The 17,464-nt window shown below is 64.1% G+C and carries 9 protein-coding genes; 2 read left to right on the forward strand and 7 right to left on the reverse strand.

Annotation, left to right across the window (positions count from 1 at the left end):
* Positions 1-2: 2 nt before the first annotated feature.
* Positions 3-3,134 carry a multidrug efflux RND transporter permease subunit gene (locus ACNFIA_RS16160; RefSeq protein ID WP_416786543.1) on the reverse strand — a complete coding sequence of 1,044 codons (3,132 nt, stop codon included), beginning with the start codon at positions 3,132-3,134 and terminating at the stop codon, positions 3-5.
* Between the two features lie 26 nt (positions 3,135-3,160).
* Positions 3,161-4,309, reverse strand: a complete 1,149-nt coding sequence (locus tag ACNFIA_RS16165; protein WP_416786546.1) for a MexC family multidrug efflux RND transporter periplasmic adaptor subunit — start codon at positions 4,307-4,309, stop codon at positions 3,161-3,163.
* Positions 4,310-4,480: 171 nt separating this feature from the next.
* On the opposite strand from ACNFIA_RS16165, the gene ACNFIA_RS16170 reads away from it, so the two are divergent.
* Both ACNFIA_RS16170 and ACNFIA_RS16175 read left to right on the forward strand, forming a co-directional pair.
* Positions 4,481-5,041: a TetR/AcrR family transcriptional regulator gene (locus tag ACNFIA_RS16170; protein WP_259754604.1), complete on the forward strand. Its 561-nt coding sequence runs from the start codon at positions 4,481-4,483 to the stop codon at positions 5,039-5,041.
* Between the two features lie 90 nt (positions 5,042-5,131).
* A complete protein-coding gene (locus ACNFIA_RS16175; protein WP_416786549.1) occupies positions 5,132-6,577 on the forward strand; it encodes a SulP family inorganic anion transporter in 1,446 nt (481 codons plus the stop codon).
* Between the two features lie 432 nt (positions 6,578-7,009).
* Here ACNFIA_RS16175 and ACNFIA_RS16180 read toward each other — a convergent pair whose 3' ends face one another.
* The 5 genes from ACNFIA_RS16180 to ACNFIA_RS16200 all read right to left on the reverse strand — a co-directional run bounded on the left by ACNFIA_RS16180 (position 7,010) and on the right by ACNFIA_RS16200 (position 17,450).
* Entirely contained in the window at positions 7,010-7,216 is a 207-nt protein-coding gene (locus ACNFIA_RS16180) for a hypothetical protein (protein WP_259754606.1), read from the reverse strand.
* Positions 7,217-7,269: 53 nt separating this feature from the next.
* On the reverse strand, positions 7,270-9,018 hold the full coding sequence (locus ACNFIA_RS16185) for a ShlB/FhaC/HecB family hemolysin secretion/activation protein (RefSeq protein WP_416786552.1): 1,749 nt from the start codon (positions 9,016-9,018) through the stop codon (positions 7,270-7,272).
* Between the two features lie 2 nt (positions 9,019-9,020).
* Entirely contained in the window at positions 9,021-15,131 is a 6,111-nt protein-coding gene (locus ACNFIA_RS16190) for an MBG domain-containing protein (protein ID WP_416786554.1), read from the reverse strand.
* Positions 15,132-15,226: 95 nt separating this feature from the next.
* The gene (locus ACNFIA_RS16195) at positions 15,227-16,894 is read right to left on the reverse strand and encodes a response regulator (RefSeq protein WP_416786556.1); all 1,668 of its coding nucleotides are present in this window, start codon (positions 16,892-16,894) and stop codon (positions 15,227-15,229) included.
* Positions 16,895-16,958: 64 nt separating this feature from the next.
* The gene (locus tag ACNFIA_RS16200; protein WP_416786559.1) at positions 16,959-17,450 is read right to left on the reverse strand and encodes a DUF2938 domain-containing protein; all 492 of its coding nucleotides are present in this window, start codon (positions 17,448-17,450) and stop codon (positions 16,959-16,961) included.
* Positions 17,451-17,464: the final 14 nt, after the last annotated feature.

A 17,464-nucleotide genomic window follows, 5' to 3' on the forward strand; every position in this document is an offset into this window, starting at 1 on the left:
GATCATTGCGCGGCCTCCGTGGGTTGATGCGCAGGTTTGGGCTGGCGACGCAGCAGCGACAGCAGCCAGACGAAGCAGATGGGCACGAAGATCACCCCCAGCAGGGTGGCGCTGAGCATCCCGCCGATCACCCCGGTGCCGATGGCGCGCTGGCTGGCGGCGCCGGCGCCGCTGGCGATCACCAGCGGCACCACGCCGAGGATGAAGGCCATGGAGGTCATGATGATCGGGCGGAAGCGCAGGCGCGCGGCCTGGATCGCGGCGTCGCGCAGGCTGTGGCCCTGTTCCCAGAGCTCTTTGGCGAACTCGACGATGAGGATCGCGTTCTTCGCCGCCAGACCGATGATGGTGATCAGGCCGACCTTGAAATACACGTCGTTGGGCAGCCCGGTGACCGTCACCGCGAGCACCGCGCCGAGGGCGCCGATGGGCACGATGAGCATCACCGACAGCGGGATCGCCCAGCTCTCGTAGAGCGCCACCAGGAGCAGGAACACCACCAGGATCGCCAGGGCGAACAGCTGCGTGGCCTGGCCGCTGGCGACCTTCTCCTGGTAGGAGAGGCCGGTCCATTCGTAACCGATGCCGTGCGGCAGTTCGCTCACCAGGCGCTGCATTTCCGCCATGGCTTCGCCGGTGCTGACGCCGGGTGCGGCGTCGCCGGCGATGCGGATGGTCGGGTAGCCGTTGTAGCGCGCCAGCTGCACCGGGCCTTCTTCCCAGCGGGTGCTGACGAAGGCGGAGAGCGGCACCAACTCGCCGGCGCTGTTGGGCACGTAGAGCTTGAGCACGGCTTCCGGGGTCATCCGGTCGCCCTGTTCGGCCTGCACCACCACGCGTTGCTGGCGGCCGGCGTTGGCGAAGTCGTTGATCACCGCCGAGCCGAAGGCGGTGGACAACGCGCTGCTGATGGACTCGAAACTCACGCCCAGGGTGCGTGCCTTTTCGCGGTCGATCTCCAGGCGCAGCTGGGGCGCCTCGGCGAGGCCTTCCATCATGGCGTAGAGGATCTTCGGGTTGCCGTTGGCCTGGCCGAGCAACTGGTCGCGGGCCGCCAGCAGCGCGTCGCGACCCAGGCCAGCGCGGTCCTGCAGGCGCAGCGAGAAGCCGCCGGAGTTGCCCAGGCCATCAATCGGCGGCGGGGTGACGGCCATGATCGCGCCGTCGCTGATACCGGCGAAACGCTCGTTGACTGCCGCGGTTTCCGCCTCGGCGGACTGCGACTTGTCACGCACGGACCAGTCCTTCAGGGTCGGGAAGGCCAGCGCGGCGTTCTCGCCCATGCCGGAGAAGCTGAAGCCCATCACCAGGAAGGACGACGCCACGGCCTCGCGGGATTTCAGGAACTGCTCCAGCTCCTGGCCGGTGACGTCGGCCCGCGCACGGGTGGCGCCCGGCGGCAGCTGGATATCGACGATCATGTAGCCCTGGTCTTCCACCGGCACGAAGGACTCCGGCAGGCGCAGGTAGCTGTAGCCGAGCAGGGCGACGATGCCGGCGTAGATCAGCATGTAGCGCCCGGCACGTTTCACCAGCGCGGTATTGAGCAGGGTGTAGCGTTCGGTCAGGCGGGCGAAGCCGCGGTTGAAGGCGCCAAAGAAGCCGCGCTTCTCGTGGTGGCCTTCGGGGATCGGCTTGAGCAGCGTCGCGCACAGCGCCGGGGTGAAGGTGAGGGCGAGGAAGCCGGAGAACAGGATCGACACCGCCAGCGACAGGGAGAACTGCTGGTAGATCACACCCACGGAGCCGGCCATGAACGCCAGCGGCATGAACACCGCCGACAGCACCAGCGTGATGCCGATGATCGCGCCGGAGACCTGGCCCATCGCCTTGACCGTCGCGGCCGCCGGGGAGAGGCCTTCCTCGGCCATGATCCGCTCGACGTTCTCCACCACCACGATGGCGTCGTCCACCAGGATGCCGATGGCCAGCACCATGCCGAACATGGTCATCATGTTCACCGAGAAGCCCAGCAGGTACATCATCGTCAGCGTGCCGAGCAGGCACACCGGCACCACGATGGCCGGGATCAGCGTGTAACGCACGTTCTGCAGGAACAGGAACATCACCAGGAACACCAGCACCATGGCTTCGAGCAGGGTGTGGATCACCTTCTCGATGGCCACGTCGACGAAACGCGAGGTGTCGTAGGGCACCGAGTATTCGACGTCGGCGGGGAAGTTCACCGACAGCTCGGCCAGCCGCTGCTTCACCAGCGCGGCGGTCTGCAGGGCATTGGCGCCGGGGGAGAGCTGGATGGCGCCGGCCACGGTGGGCTTGCCGTCCAGGCGCGCGGTGAAGTTGTAGCTCTCGCTGCCCACTTCCAGGCGTGCGACGTCGGCCAGTTTCACGCTGGAGCCGTCCGGGTTGGCGCGCAGGACGATGCGCCCGAATTCCGCCGGGTCGTCCAGGGTGCCTTTCACGGCGAGGGTGGCGGTCAGCTCCTGCTCGGCGCTGCCGGGGGAGGCGCCGAAGCTGCCGGCCGGCACCTGCACGTTCTGCCCGCGAATGGCGTTGCCCACGTCATCGATGGACAACCCGTAGCCGACCAGCTTCTGCGGGTCGATCCACACCCGCATGGCCGCTTCGGAGGAGAAGAACTGCAGCTTGCCGACGCCTTGTACGCGGCGCAGCTCGTTGTTGATGTTGCGCGCGGCATAGTCGCCCAGCGCCGTGGTGTCGGTGCGCTGGGCGCCTTCCTTGTAGTTCAGCGCGTAGATCAGCAGGAAGCCGGCGCTGGTCTGCTCCACCTCCAGCCCTTGCGTGAGCACGGCTTGCGGCAGGCGCGCCTCGGCCTTCTTCAGGCGGTTCTGCACGTCCACCTGGGCCAGTTCCGGGTTGGTGCCGGGCTGGAAGGTGACCACCACTTCGGCCATGCCGTTGGAGTTGCTGGTGGATTCGAAGTAGAGCAGGCCCTTGGCGCCGTTGAGCTCTTCCTCGATCACGCTGGTGACCGAGTCCACCAGCACCTGCGCGGAGGCGCCGGGGTAGGTGGCAGTGACGGTGATCTGCGGCGGCGCCACGCTGGGGTACTGGGCCACCGGCAGCAGCGGGATGGCCAGCAGGCCGGCCAGGGAAATGAACAGCGCCACCACCCACGCGAAGTTGGGGCGCTTGATGAAGAACAGTGACATGGGAATACCTCGCGGCGACTTTCGCCTTACTGGCGCGACGCCTGCTGTTGCTGTGCCTGACGGGCTTCGACCTTGGCGCCCGGCTGCAGGCCGGTGAGCCCGCCGACGATGACCTGGTCACCACTGGCCAGGCCCTGGCTGATCTGCCAGCGCGAACCCTGCATGGCGCCGGTCACCACCGGCCGGGTCTCGACGCGGCTGTCTGCGCCGATCACCAGTACGTGGGCGGTGCCATCGGTGGCGCGCTGCACGGCGCGCTGGGGCACGAGAATGGCCTTGGCGTCGGTGCCCTGCGGGGCGGTGACGCGCACGTACATGCCCGGCAGCAGCAGACCATCGGCGTTGTCGAACTTGCCGCGCAGGGAGACCTGGCCCGTGCCGCGGTCCACCGAGATATCGCTGAACAGCAACTCGCCCTGGCGCTCGTACTGGGTGCCCTCGACGCGCAAGGTCAGGGCCTGGCTCTGGCCGGCGGCGAGGTTGCCGCTCTTCAGTGCTTCACGCAGGCGCAGGGCGTCGGCCACCGGCTGGTTGAAGTCGGCGTAGATCGGGTCGAGCTGCTGGATGCGCGCCATCAGCGTGGCGTCGCCCTGGCCGACCAGCGCGCCTTCGGTCACCAGCGCGCGGCCGATGCGCCCGGAAATCGGCGCCTTCACCGAGGCATAGCCCAGGTTCAGCCGTGCGGTTTCCAGGTCTGCCTGGGCCGAGCGCACCGACGCCTGGGCGCTGCGCAGGTCGGCGGTGGCGGTGTCGAAGTCCTGCTGGCTGACCGCTTCGATCTTCACCAGCGGTTCGTAGCGCTTCACCCGGGCCTGGGCCTCCTGCTGTGCCGCCTGGGCGCGCGCCAGGTCGCCTTCCGCGCGGGCCACGGCGGCCTTCAGCGGGGCCGGGTCGATCTGGAACAGCAGGTCGCCGGCCTTGACGTCGGCGCCTTCCTCGAAGCGTTTCTGCACCACGATGCCCGCCACCCGCGCGCGCACCTCGGCGACGCGCATCGGTTCGATGCGCCCTGGCAATTCCGAGGTCAAGGTGAGGGCTTCGGTCGTCACCGCCACCACATCCACGGGGCGCGCCGTTTCGGCGGCCGCCTGCGGCTCGCCGGATTGGCCGCATCCCGCCAGCGCCAACGCGGCGACCAACGCACTGATTGTCCCTACTGCACGCAACCTGCCCATGTTTCACCCGGGGTCTGTCTATCTGGAAAGGCGCGTATGATCCTTTTAAATTCAAAATGAGTCAATAAAGTCTCATATGCTTCCTGTGGGTATAAAATGTGTCACGACCTTTCAAAAGAAAGGTCTTTTTCTGCACAATGAGACGATCCGCCACCTGACAAGAGGCCCTCCATGACACTCTCAGCCCACGATGAACGACTCCTGAAGGCGCTTGCCGCCGCTATCGTCGACCGCCCGCGGGCGACGCTGAAGGAGCTCGCGGAGTCGGCAGGGGTGAGCAAGGCGACGCTGCACCGCTTCTGCGGCACGCGCGACAACCTGGTGGAAATGCTCATGGGGTACGGCGAGCGGGTGCTCAACCAGGTCGTTAGCAATTGCGAGCTGGAGACCGCCGAGCCGCTGACCGCGCTGCGCAAGCTGATCCAGGAGCACCTGACGCATCGCGAGGTGCTGGTGTTCCTGATGTTCCAGTACAGCCCCGACAGCCTCGATCCGTGCGTCGACGCTCGCTGGCAGTCCTACAGCAACGCGCTGGATGCCTTCTTCCTTCGCGGCCAGCAGTCCGGTGCGTTGCGCATCGATGTCACCGCGGCGGTGTTCACCGAACTCTTCCTCTCGATGATCTACGGCATGGTCGATGCCGAGCGGCGCGGGCGGGCGGCCAGTTCCAGCTCGGCGACCGTGCTCGAGCAACTGTTCCTCAACGGTGCAGCGGCGCCCGCCAAGGCCTGACCTGCCTCGAAACGGGATGGGCGGGTGGCCGGGCAGGGCGGATTTCCGTACCATTGCCGGCCCTTCGTGATCCCCGCTCCGAGTAGAAACATGAAACCCGCCCGCCTGCGTGCCGATGTCCTGGCCGGACTCACCACGTCCTTCGCGCTGGTGCCCGAGTGCATCGCCTTCGCCCTGGTCGCCCACCTCAATCCGCTGATGGGCCTGTACGGCGCCTTCTTCCTCTGCACCCTGACCGCGCTGTTCGGCGGCCGTCCCGGCATGGTGTCCGGCGCCGCCGGTTCGATGGCGGTGGTGATCGTCGCGCTGGTGGTCCAGCACGGCGTGCAGTACCTGCTGGCCACGGTGTTGCTGGGCGGCGTGGTGATGATCCTGTTCGGCCTGCTGCGCCTGCGCAAGCTGGTGCGCATGGTGCCGCACCCGGTGATGCTCGGTTTCGTCAACGGCCTGGCCATCGTCATCGCCCTGGCCCAGCTGGAACACTTCAAGGACGGCGGGCACTGGCTCAGCGGTAACCCGCTGTACCTGATGCTGGGTCTGGTGGCGCTGACCATGGCGGTGGTCTACGGGCTGCCGAAACTGACCCGGGCGGTGCCGCCGGCGCTGGTGGCGATCCTCGGCGTCGGCCTGCTGGTCTACCTGCTCGGCCTGCCCACGCGCACCCTGGGCGACATGGCGCACATCGCCGGCGGCCTGCCGCAGTTCGCATGGCCGGCAATCCCCTGGAACCTGGAGACCCTGCGGATTATCGCGCCGTACGCCTTCCTGATGGCCATGGTCGGCATCCTGGAAACCCTGCTCACGCTCAACCTCACCGACGAGATCACCGAGAGCCGCGGCTTCCCCGACCGCGAATGCGTGGCCCTGGGCGCGGCCAACATGGTCTCGGGCGCGTTCGGCGGCATGGGGGGCTGCGCGATGATCGGGCAGACCGTGATCAACCTCAGCTCGGGTGGCCGTGGCCGGCTTTCCGGCGTGGTGGCCGGGGGGATGATCCTGCTCTTCGTGCTGTTCCTTTCGCCGCTGATCGAGCGCATTCCGCTGGCGGCGCTGGTGGGGGTGATGTTCGTGGTGTCCCAGCAGACCTTCGCCTGGGCCTCGCTGCGGGTGCTGAACAAGGTGCCGCGCAGCGATGTGCTGGTGATCGTCGCGGTGACCGCCATCACCGTGGCGACGGACCTGGCCGTCGCGGTGTTCTGCGGCATCGTCGTGGCCGCGCTGGATTTCGCCTGGAAGCATGCCCGCGAGCTGTACGCCGACGTCCATGACGAGGCTGATGGCAGCAAGTTGTACCGCCTGCATGGCACGCTGTTCTTCGCGTCCACCACGTCCTTTCTCAACCAGTTCGACCCGGCCGGCGACCCGCAGCAGGTGACCCTGGATTGCGCGCACCTGAGCTTCGTCGACTACTCGGCGATCGCCGCGCTGATGACCCTGCGCGAGCGCTACGCCAAGGCTGGAAAGCATCTGCGGGTGGTGCACCTGTCCGAGCGTTGCAAGCAACTGCTCAAGCGCGCCGGTGCGCAGCACGCATAATCGTTGATCCTGTAGGCGCAGGCCATGCCCGCGATCGCGCAGCGCGTACCTACCGAGAGTTGCATGGGTTGGTTTGGAACCATCGCGGACGCCGTCCGCTCCTGCGAAGGCCCCATCGACGGCGTGCCGGCAGGGGCGGTTGGGTAGGGGAACTGTCTTCTTTCTGGCAAGTTTGTGCCGACGCTTGCCCCTCACCCCAGCCCTCTCCCGGAGGGAGAGGGAGCAGATTGTGCCGGCTGACGCTGTGGTCGTTTCATCCGGCACCGAACGGTCCCCTCTCCCTTCGGAGCGGGGCGCGCAGCCAGGGTCAGGGAGAGGGGGGAAGGAGATTCTCGGTACGCGACACCAGAGGACGACCGTCGCTTCTACGAACAATTCAAGCGGAGTAACCGAGGTGGGAGCGGACTCCGTCCGCGATCGATCAGCCTTGGCTCACTCGTTCGACGAAGCCATCTGCTGATACGCGCCTTCCAGCGCATCGGCGTCGCGTATCAGTTGGCGCGCGGCGCAGCGCAGGCGGCGGTTGAGCTCGTCGCTTTCGATGAAGGGGGCGAGCTCGCGCAGCAGCTCTGCCGCGAGTTCGTTGTTGTAGGCGGTGGAGCGCACGCAGCGCAGGGTGAGGAGATCCGGGTTTTGCATGGCGGTAGCCTCCGGTTGGCGGCGGCCGGCCGTGCCGGCCGCCGGGTGAGTGCTCAGAAGAGCTTGAGGAAGTTCAGGTAGAAACGCGGCGCCTTGCCGTTGTCGTCATCGAGCTCCTTGGCCGAGACCGAACGGGTCAACGGGAAGGCGACTTCCGGCGACACATAGGTGTCCTTGTAGACCTGCAGGTGAGCGCCGACGCCGGTGGACGACAGGCTCTCGCTGCTGATCCAGTTCGGATCCTCGCTCCAGACCTTGCCGAAGTCCCAGAAGGCGTAGTACTGCGTCGGCACGGCGTAGTCCCTGAAGGTGTGGATGCGGTTGTACTGCAGCTCGGTTTTCATCGCGAAGCCCTTGTCCCCGGTGATTTCCGACGGGTCGTAGCCGCGCCCGAACTCGCTGCCGCCGACGCCGAACTGCTCGGGGCTGAGCAGCGCCTGGCCGAACGATGTCTGCGCGGTGGCGGCAACATACAGGTTCAGGCCATCCATGATTTTCGAAAGATCCTGCAGCCGCTGGGCGTCCACCTGCAGCTTGGTGAAGTCGGTCTTGCCACCCTCGCGGGACGGGTTGGCGCGGTCCTCCTGGCTGGCGCCCATGATCTTCAGGCCCTTGCTCAGCTCGGCCTTGACCAGGTTCTTGCCACCGAAATCATCGAAGAAGTCGTAGCTGGCGCCCAGGCGGATGGCGCGGATGCGGTCGTCGCTGGAGGGCGGATTGTGCGGGTCGTCCAGGTATTCGGACTTGCCGTTGTACCAGGTGAAGGCTGCCGAGGTCTTGAAGGTCTGGTCGCGCTGGCGGACCCACGGGCGGGTGATGCGCACCGCGAAGGTGTCGCCGGAGCTGTTGGCGTTGAGGAAGGAGTAGGTGTCGGCATGGCCGTCGTTGTGCTGGGCGAGGAAGCTCACCACATCGCCCTGGCCGCCTACCGGCAGGTCGTACTGGCCTTCGAAGAAGGTCATCTTGTCGCCTTCCACCGACTGCCCGGCGCGGATGCCCAGGTGATCGCCATGGCCGGTGAGGTCGTTGACGCCGACCCCGCCGTACACCTGCCAGGGGCCAAAGTAGCGGCTGTCACGGTTGTCGAAACCGAAGAAACCTTCGTACTTGCGAATCTGGTTGTCGACGATCAGGTCGGTACCCTGTTCCACCGGCGAGGCGGCCAGGGTGGCGCGGCTTTGCTGGCCGGACAGGTCATTCATCAGTAGCAGGTTGCGCTCGATGGTGGCGCTTTTCGGCGGCACTTCGCGGCGGATGTTGTCGGCATAGCGTTGCACCGCCTTGTTGCTGTCGCCTTGCAGCTTGACCTCGTTGACCCGGCCCTCGAACACCTGGATGACCAGTTCGCCATTCTCCAGGCGCTGTTCGGGCAGGTAGGCGCGGGCCAGCAGGAACCCTGCCTGGCGATAGCGCTGGGTGATCTGCGCGACCACGGCATTGACCTCGCCGAGGGTCACCCGGTGGCCCTCGAGCCTCGCGGTGAGCGGTGCGAAGGCGGCCGGTGCGTAGAGCGTGGTGCCGCGGATGACCACCTTGTCCACCTGGAAGCGGGTGGTGTCATTGGGGTTCACCACCATTTCGGCGGGCGGCGCCTCGACGCCGGGCACCACGACGGTGTCGGGCAGTTGCAGGATCGAGGGCATCTGGGTGGCGCTTTCGCGGGTGCCATCGGGGCGCGGGATTTCCACCCGGCCGGGGTCCAGCTGGGCCTTGGGCCCGGCGAATGCCGGGGCCTGGACCAGCAGCAGGGCGGAGCACACGGCCACCGCGAGGATGTGCAGTTTCGAAGGAATGCCTTTCATGGCTATTTCCCTCCCTTGGTAGTGGGGGTGAGGTCGTGGGGAATCACGCTGCGCTTGGCCTCGGGGACGATGAAGTGGCCATCCTTGAACAGGCTGTTGGCGTAGGTGAGCACGTCACGAATATCGGGCGTGGTGCTGGTCTGGCCTTCGTAGGAACGCGGTTTGCACACCAGTTGCACGGCGTAGCTGCGCACCACGGCAGGGGAGACCGAGTAGTTTGCCGAGGCCGCCGACGGCGACTCCAGCGCGGTGCAGCGGGCGTTGCCGGGGGATTGCGCGGTCATCGGCAGCGGCGGCAGACCAGGTTGCTCCGGCGGCACGGGGGCGAGCGGGCCGGTGATGGTCATCGCGCCGCCCTTGAAGGTGACGGTGTAGTTGTTGCCGGCGCTGAACGCCTGGTTCTGGCTGATGGCGTAAGTGCCAGGGTCTTCACCTGGCGCGCGTTGCAGCGAGCCCTGGGCGATGGCCGCGGTGTCGCCGGCCTTCAGGCCGCTGACGCTCCAACTCAGGGCCGGGTCTGCCGCGCCCTGCACCTTGCTCTGGTTATTGGCGCGGACTTCCAGCGGCGCGGGCGTGACCTGCAGGTTGCCGTCGCGGAACACCATGCGGTAGTTGCCGCTGGTGAGGGTCACGTTGCCCTGGGTAATGGCGTAGCCCTCGGGCGTGACGTTTTCGCCGGAGACGCGCGCCAGGCTGCCGGTGGTGACCGAGGCGGCGCTGTCGCCGTTCTTCAGCCCGCTGACGCTGTAGGTGAGCGTCGGGTCGAGGTCGCCGTAGACCTTGGTCTTGTGGTCGGCGGTGACGGTCAGTTCGGCCGGGGTGATCGCCAGCTTGCCTTCGTTGAAGGTCAGGATGTAGTTGCCGTTGGAGCTCAGCGAACCCTGGCCAATGGCGTAGTTTCCGACGTTCTCGCCAGCTGCGCGGCCGGCGCTGCCGCTGATGACCGATGCAGCACTGTCGCCGTTCTTCAGCCCGCTCACCCGGTAGGTCAGGGACGGATCGATCTCGCCGTAGACCTTGGAGTGGTCGTCGAAGTCGATCTGCAGCGACGCCGGGGTGATGGTGAAGGTGCCGTCCTCGTAGTGCAGGATGTAGTTCTGGCTCGTGCTCTGCAGGTCGCCTTTCCCGATGGCGTAGCCACCGGTCTTCACATCTTCGCCGGCTTGGCGTGCAACGTTGCCCGTGACGATAGTTGCTTGGTCTTCACCATGCTTGAATCCGGTGACCTGGTAGCTGAGGGTCGGGTCAATCTCGCCATAGACCTTCGTCTTGTCATCGGCGCGCACCATGAGAGTGGCAGGGGTGATATTAAAGGTGCCACTCTCGTAGGTCAGGATGTAGTTCTGCGCAGCCTTGCCGGTCAGGCCCAGGGTGCCCTGATCGATGGCATAGCCGCCTCCCTTCACATCCTCGCCGGCTTGGCGTACCAGCTGGCCAGCCAACGCCTCAGTCGCTTTGTCCGCGCCTTTCAGACCATCGACTTTGAAGGTCAGTGTCGGATCAAGCTCGCCATAGACCTTGCCGTCGTTGTTGGCGGTGACTTTCAGGCTCGCAGGGGTGACAGTCAGCGTACCGTTCTCGAACTCCAGGATGTAGTTGCTGCCTTGGCCGTTGTTCAAGCCCAAGCTGCCCTGGTGGATGGTGTAGCCACCCGCCCGGACATCTTCACCGTCTTCTCGGCCGAGAGCACCTTTCAGAACGGATGCCTCGGTATCATCATATTTGAGCCCGGAGATTACATGGGACAGTTTAGGATCAGCCTCGCCATATACCTTAGTCTGATCATCAGCTTTGACTTTCAGAGTGGCCGGGGTAATTGCAAGCTGGTTGTCAACAAAGGTAAGTACGTAGTTACCAGCAGCGCCATCCTTCAGGCCGACACTTCCCTGTTGAATACCATAGCTCCCAACATTCTCCCCGGATTGCCGAGCGAGACTCCCCTGCAGGACGTCACCTTCTTTGTCGGTGCCTTTTAGTCCGGAAACGGTATAAGAGAGTGTGGGATCGATCTCACCATACACCTTGGTTTGAGAGTTCGCCTGGGCAGTCAGTGTGACCGGAGTAATGACAAATTTACCTGCCTTGTATTCAAGGATGTAGTTCTGGCCAATACCGTCATTGAGACCTAAGGTGCCTTTGTCAATGGAATATGTCCCTGCATTTTCACCTGGTTGCCTGACGACATTGCCGTGAAGTACATCGCTTTCCTGGTCAGTCCCCTTGAGGCCAGAGACCTTATAGGTCAACTCAGGATCGAAATCTCCATAAAACTTAGTTTTGCCATCCGCTTCAACTGTGAGGGTGGCGGGGCTCACCGTGAACGTGCCATTGACGAAATGCAGAATGTAGTTTTGCGCTTGGTCTCCAGCCAAACCCAACGAGCCTTGGGTGATATCGTACTTACCGACGTTTTCTCCCGCCTGACGGGCCAGGGCACCACTAAGGCTATCCCCATCGACCAGTCCAGAAACAGTCCAAGTCAGCCCAGGATCTTCGCCTCCATAAATTTTACCAGTATCGTTTGCTTTGATTGTCAAGTCAGCAGGTACGATAGTGATTTTTCCTTTAACAAAGGTAATCATGTAATTCGAGGCAACATCCATTCCACCGCTATAAACACCGGCCGACTCAATGGCGTTGTCATAAACCCCAGCATTCAAGCCGCCGCTACTGGGGTCGAAAAGTACATTCCCAACAGCATCACCAGCTACCAAGCCTTGAACAGTGAATGAAGAATCAGTATGGTGCTTTCCGTCATAGGAATACTTCCCACTTCCAGCGGTAATCGTTAACGGCGCCGGGGTTATTTCCAAAACGCCATTTCTGATATGAATGTTGTAGTTGGAAAGAGTCCCGTTACTCAACATTACATTTGAAATGAAAGTTTCGTATGCGCCGACATTTCGACCTTCGCCATTAACCTCGGCATAAATGGTATCGCCATTTCTCAGACCACTAACATCGTAATTAACTATTTTGTGAGTGGTGCCGTCATAGACGTAACTCCCACTACCGGCGACTAATAATAGATCTGCTGGCACAATCTCCAATCGGCCATCGATGAATTTCAAGGTGTAATTGCCACCCAAACCGTTGTTCAGGTCTAGGTCTCCCTGGTTAATACCATAGCCACCAGGTCTCACATTCTCACCGGTCTCACGGCTCAATTTGCCATCGTTGAGCAAGTCTTTACCGTCTTGTCCCAGCTTGGCTCCGTCCACGCTGTAGGTGAACTCATTGTCCTTGTCGCCATAGGTCTTAGTTTGGTTGTCTGCCCGCACTGTCAGCTCAGCGGGAGTAACCGTGAGTGTGCCGGCACTGATTGAAGCCTGGTGCCGGTCAGCCATAATTCCTTCAGGATTCAGCTTGCCGTCGACTGTGTACGTACCGACATTGGAGTGCTCGGTAGCGGCGGTGGAGGGGGTGACAGCGAAGCGATCCTGGCCCAGTTGTCTATCCACGAATTGGTCGACAGCAAAAGCGTCCGAGTTGCCGCCGGCAGGTGCAACAGATGCACTAAAGGTCGGGTTCTGATCGCCATACTCGCGATGAGCGTCCTGTACCTGGCCTTGAAGGGTGCTCGTCTGGTTGCCCAGCTGCACGCCACCACTGTTGGTGGTGTCTTTGCCGCCAAGGAAGGTGATTTTCCCTGCCTGGTATTCGTTGCCCTTATTCCTCAGCTCGGTGAGGTTTGCGTCGACGGAGGAAGTCGAGGCGCCAAGATCGACGATCAGTTGATCGCTCTGGCCTGTCACACCATTTCTGTTGATCGAGTTCGAGGCATTCGGATTGTTCTGGTCGCCAGACCCTCCAATGACACCGATACCTTCTTGCGAAGTACTAACGGCTCCCTGGTTGGTTCCAAAGCTGAAGCCGGGAGGTAATTCGGTAGTCGGTTGGCCGTTGCGGGTGACGACAATCTGGCCGTTGGAATTATCAGTGCCGATCTTCCAGGTGTCGCCGGTGCTTGGGTTGTAGAAGGTCAGGTCGCTGACCCAGTAGTCATTGTTCTTGGTGTCTCCGGCAACAGGCTCCCCGGTTTGCTTTTTGACATATCCAAGCGCCTCGAAAACGAGATATTGGAACTGTGTTCCGTCTCCGAGGGTAAGAGTATGGGTCACGCGGCCTTCAGGCTCCCAGATCGTCTGTTCGCCGACTTTGGAAAGCGTCTCGGAGGTAACGCCGTCCATGCTCTGAGTGATCCCGTCCTGGGAGATCTGCACCTTGCCGGTGTTCACCGGCCCATTGGAAGTCTGGTTGTAGATGAACTTGCCGTTGGTAGCCTTGCCGGCCAGCGTGCCGGCGTAGTTCAGATGGCTGTCGAGCAGCACACTGGAACCTTGGACGGCGACGTTCTTGCCGATCAGCGCGGTGCCTTGATCCTGAAGGACTGAGGCGCTGTTGGAGGTCTTGATCCAGATCGTACCGTCACTGACGTCGATGATCGCCCGGCCCATGTAACCAGCATCACCGGTCGCGCCAGGAGTGTTGTTCTTGAGCACAACGTCGCCCGTAGCGAGGATGAACAGATGTCCATTCTTGAGAAGGATCGGCGCGTTGATGTAGACCGAGCCACTGTCGTTACGCTTAGCGGCGTTGAAGGGGCTCTGAGAATCGTCATAGACGGAGAGGGGCGCGGCCGTGCCGTTGGCCATCAGTTTCAGCACGTGATAGCCCGCATCCTGGGCCACAATGGCCTCATTCACGTTGATGCGGTTGGTCGCCGTGATTTCCACATCGTTGTTTCTAAGTCCGGCGACGATTGCCGATGCTGAGACTGTGTCGGGGTTGCCACTGCTATCGACTGTCACCGTATCGGGGTCGAGGAGCCATTTGCCAGGCTGCTTGCCGCCGGAAGCGTTCACCTGTGCCTCGTGAGCAATGGTCAACTGTTTCCCTGAGGTCTCTACATCACCACCTTTCTGGCCACCCTGGGCGCTTATGCTCCCAGCGAAATGGGTCTTCCCGTCGCTCCAGACCACCACTTGGCCGCCATCGGTCTTGCCGTCAGCTTTCAGCTGTGCGCCCTTGGCGACCGTGGTGTTCCTGGCCGCTTGCTCGGGCCCTTGGCCCTGGTAGCTGCCGCCCACCAGTACCTTGCCGCCAGCTCCTTGAGTGCCGCTGGCATCGAGTTTGGCGGAGCCTGCAATGTTCACCTCGTCGCCCAGGGCCTTGATCTGGCCGCCATTGACGCCTTTGGCGCTGAGGTTGCCGGTGACGTTGGTCTGCGCGGAGTTGCCTAGCACGATGGTGCCGCCGTCCGTGGAGACGGAGTCGGCCACGACGTTGCCGCCCACGTTGATCACCGAGTCCAGGTGTTTGGCGGCGCGGGCGGCGCTCATGGCCACGGTGCCATTGCCCACATCGATCTCGCCGCTGTTGTGCACGCCGCCGGTCACGCTGGAATCGACGCTGCCGGGTTCACCCGGCTCGCCGCTCACGGCGATGTTCAGCAGGCCGTCACCGTGGAAGTCCAGGGTCGCCTGCGGGCCGGTGGCCAGTTGCACCATGCCCTTGCGTGCCTGGATGACGCCGGCGTTGTTCACCTGGGCGCCGAGCAGGGCGACCATGCCATTGTCGTGCACGGTGATGCGGCCCTGGTTGGTGACGTTGCCGGTGAGCTGGATATCCAGCTTGCCGGTCTCGGCGAACTGCTTGGCCTGTTCCTCGGTGAGGAAGCCGGCGCTGGCCACCAGGGCGCTGGAACTGATGTGGGCTTTGGGGCCGATCCACACGCCGTTGGGGTTGACCAGGATCAGCTGGCCGTTGGACGTGACCGCGCCGTAGATTTTCGACGGGTCGCTGCCGATGACGCGGTTGAGGGTGACGGATTTGCCGTCGGGTTGGTTGAAGGTGATCTTGTTGTCCGGGCCGACGTTGAAGCGCTGCCAGTTGATTGCGGTGCGCGCGCCCTGGGTGTTCACCGTCATCTCGGCGCCGTTCTGGGTGATGCTGCCGCTGCCGGAGACGACGCTGCCGCCTTGGGGCAGGGCGTCGCTGGCCATGATCGTCAGCGGCAGGCCGGCGCTGCCCAGCGCCACGGCAATGCACAGGACGCGCAGGTGGCTGGGGCAGGAGGTGTGGGGTTGGGTGTGCGAGGGTAGGAATTTCATGATGCTGCTCCATAGCGAGAGGGCTATGGGGCAAGCATCGGATCAGGCGGGCGGCGTCCCCATCGTGGGCGCCTGAAAGCCGTGTAGTGCCAGCACTAGTGCGGGGAACTACTTCGAACGAGTTTGAGCTGGATCAATCCGGCGCTGGCCGGCTCGTCCGCACGGCCGGGTTGGAACTGGCCGTTGAACAACTCGCAGATCATCCGCACCAGTTGCATGCTGGGGCGCTGTACAAAGTCGGCCAGGCGCTCGGCCAGGTTGTCCTGCGGGAGCAGCATGAACTGCAGGCGCCAGATCAGTTCGCCATGGGGCAGGTTCTCCACGCTGGCCTGCGCCTCGCGAAGCTTCAGTGCGGAGCGCTCCAGGGAGAACTGCAACGCCTTGAGCATGTTGCGGTAGCGCGCGGGGTCGATCCAGGCGAAGTGCGGCGTCTCGGTGGGCTGTAGTGCGACGTGGGTGAGCAGGCTGGCGGTCAGTTGGTTGAGCTCGTAAACCTGCGGAACGGTGGGCTCGCTGTTGGACTCGGTGCGCAGCAGTTCGCGCAGGATTACCAGGTTTTCCTCGATCCGGTCGACGCCTTTGGCGATATCGACCAGGGTCGGTGTTCGCTGGCTGGTCTCGGGGAGCAGGCTCTGCAACTGGCGGGCTTCCTTGAGCAGGTCGTTGAAGCCTTGCTCCAGATAGCGCGAGCGTGAGGTGCGAAGGCTGTCCAGGTAGGCGTTCTCCTGCTGCAGGCGTTCCACATCGCGCTCGTGCTCGGTGATGTCGACGAAGGAAACGAGCACGCCGATGGGGTGGCCGTTGTCCTCCTGCAGCGGCACGGCAATCAGCCGGACGATCCGTTGTTCGCCGCGCACGGTGGCGTTGGTGATCAGGGTGAAGGGCTCGTTGCCGGCGGCGCCGGAGAGGAAGACGCGGCGAGCCTGGGCGACGTCTTCCTCGGCCACCAGCCCGAGCTTGAAGATCGGCGAGCCGAGCAACTCTTCCTCGCTGCCTTCGTGCAGGGCGAGAAACTCGGGATTGCACGCCAGCAATTTGCCCTCGCGGCTCCAGAGGCTGACGGGGTTGGGCAGAATGTCCAGCAGCCGCGCGAGGTCCTCGGACTTGCTCGCCGGCGCCGTGGGTTTCTGCGCCAGGCCTTCCATCACGCTGTTGTTGAGCAGGCCCTTGACCTTGGCGGCCTGCACCAGGTCCACCAGCGAGTCGGTCTGGGTCTTCTCCAGCAGGCGCGCCTTGTAGGTGCTGACGGTGCGGTCGCTGATCGCCAGTTCCTCGGCGATGTCCTTGACCCGGAAGCCCTGGGACAGGTACTGCAGCACCGTCAGTTCGCGCGGGGTAATGTGTTCGTCGCTGCCAGCCGCCTCGCTGGCCGCGTGCGGCGCCTGGGCAGGAAACACGCTGCGCCCGCCGAGCACCAGGCGCACGGCATCGTCCAGCTCTTCCGGGCGGTCACTCTTGTGGACGAAGCCACGCGCGCCGGCCTCCAGGCACATGCCCTGGTAGTGCGCCGCGGGCAGATGGGTGAAGACCAGGGTCTTCTGCTGCGGCCAGTCGCGGTGTAGGCGCCGCAGCAATTCCAGGCCGCCCAGGCGCGGCAGGTCCAGCTCGAAAAGCAGCAGGTCGGGGTGCAGGCGTTTCACCAGCTCCAGCGCTTCGCGGCCATCGCTGGCCTCGCCGACCACCTCGTGCCCGGCATCCACCAGGCGTCGATTCAGGGCGGCGAGCATGAACGGGTGTGGGTCGGCTATGACGATTCGGCTCATCCTTGGGCTTTCCTGCTCTCGGTCGTGCAGAAAGGGTAGCCCAGAAGGCGCCGGTTCAGGGAGTTCAGGTCAAGGCTGCGAGCAACCTCGCCGTCAGGTACAGGCCCAGGCCGAAGATCGCATGGGTGATCAGGCTGTGCAGGCGCGCCCTGGCCGGGTTGGCGGTTTTCGCTGCGGCGATGCCCAGGCCCAGTGCCGGCTGCATCAGCAGGAACGGCAGCGCCACCGTGCCCACGCCCAGCAGCAGCGCCGGCAACAGCGTGGGCTGCCACAGCCAGTCGCTGCCGGTGAAGGTGACCAGGGCGGCGGCGAAGACGATGCCGGTCAGGTAGTGGATCGCCCAGCCCAGCGCGCGTTCGCCGGCCACCGGCGCGGCCTTGCCGATGGCGGTGTGGCGGAACTGGCCGCGCGGCATGTGCCCTACCCAGCGGCCGACCAGGGCATAGTCCAGCGCCGGCACGCCCAGCAGGTGGCGGCGCAGGAGGGCCCAGCCGTCCATCAGCAGCGTGGCGCCCAGGCCGATGGCAAGGGTGAAAAGGGCAAGGGTGCAGGGCATGGCGGGTTCCTTCG

Source organism: Pseudomonas sp. NY15437 (assembly GCF_048068435.1).
GTDB classification, from domain to species: Bacteria; Pseudomonadota; Gammaproteobacteria; order Pseudomonadales; family Pseudomonadaceae; genus Pseudomonas; species Pseudomonas nitroreducens_B.

Coding starts and splice junctions, on each gene's coding strand:
- ACNFIA_RS16160 (WP_416786543.1), bottom strand. CDS start 3,134: ATGTCACTGTTCTTCATCAAGCGCCCCAACTTCGCGTGGGTGGTGGCG.
- ACNFIA_RS16200 (WP_416786559.1), bottom strand. CDS start 17,450: ATGCCCTGCACCCTTGCCCTTTTCACCCTTGCCATCGGCCTGGGCGCC.
- ACNFIA_RS16185 (WP_416786552.1), bottom strand. CDS start 9,018: ATGAAAGGCATTCCTTCGAAACTGCACATCCTCGCGGTGGCCGTGTGC.
- ACNFIA_RS16190 (WP_416786554.1), bottom strand. CDS start 15,131: ATGAAATTCCTACCCTCGCACACCCAACCCCACACCTCCTGCCCCAGC.
- ACNFIA_RS16165 (WP_416786546.1), bottom strand. CDS start 4,309: ATGGGCAGGTTGCGTGCAGTAGGGACAATCAGTGCGTTGGTCGCCGCG.
- ACNFIA_RS16170 (WP_259754604.1), top strand. CDS start 4,481: ATGACACTCTCAGCCCACGATGAACGACTCCTGAAGGCGCTTGCCGCC.
- ACNFIA_RS16195 (WP_416786556.1), bottom strand. CDS start 16,894: ATGAGCCGAATCGTCATAGCCGACCCACACCCGTTCATGCTCGCCGCC.
- ACNFIA_RS16180 (WP_259754606.1), bottom strand. CDS start 7,216: ATGCAAAACCCGGATCTCCTCACCCTGCGCTGCGTGCGCTCCACCGCC.
- ACNFIA_RS16175 (WP_416786549.1), top strand. CDS start 5,132: ATGAAACCCGCCCGCCTGCGTGCCGATGTCCTGGCCGGACTCACCACG.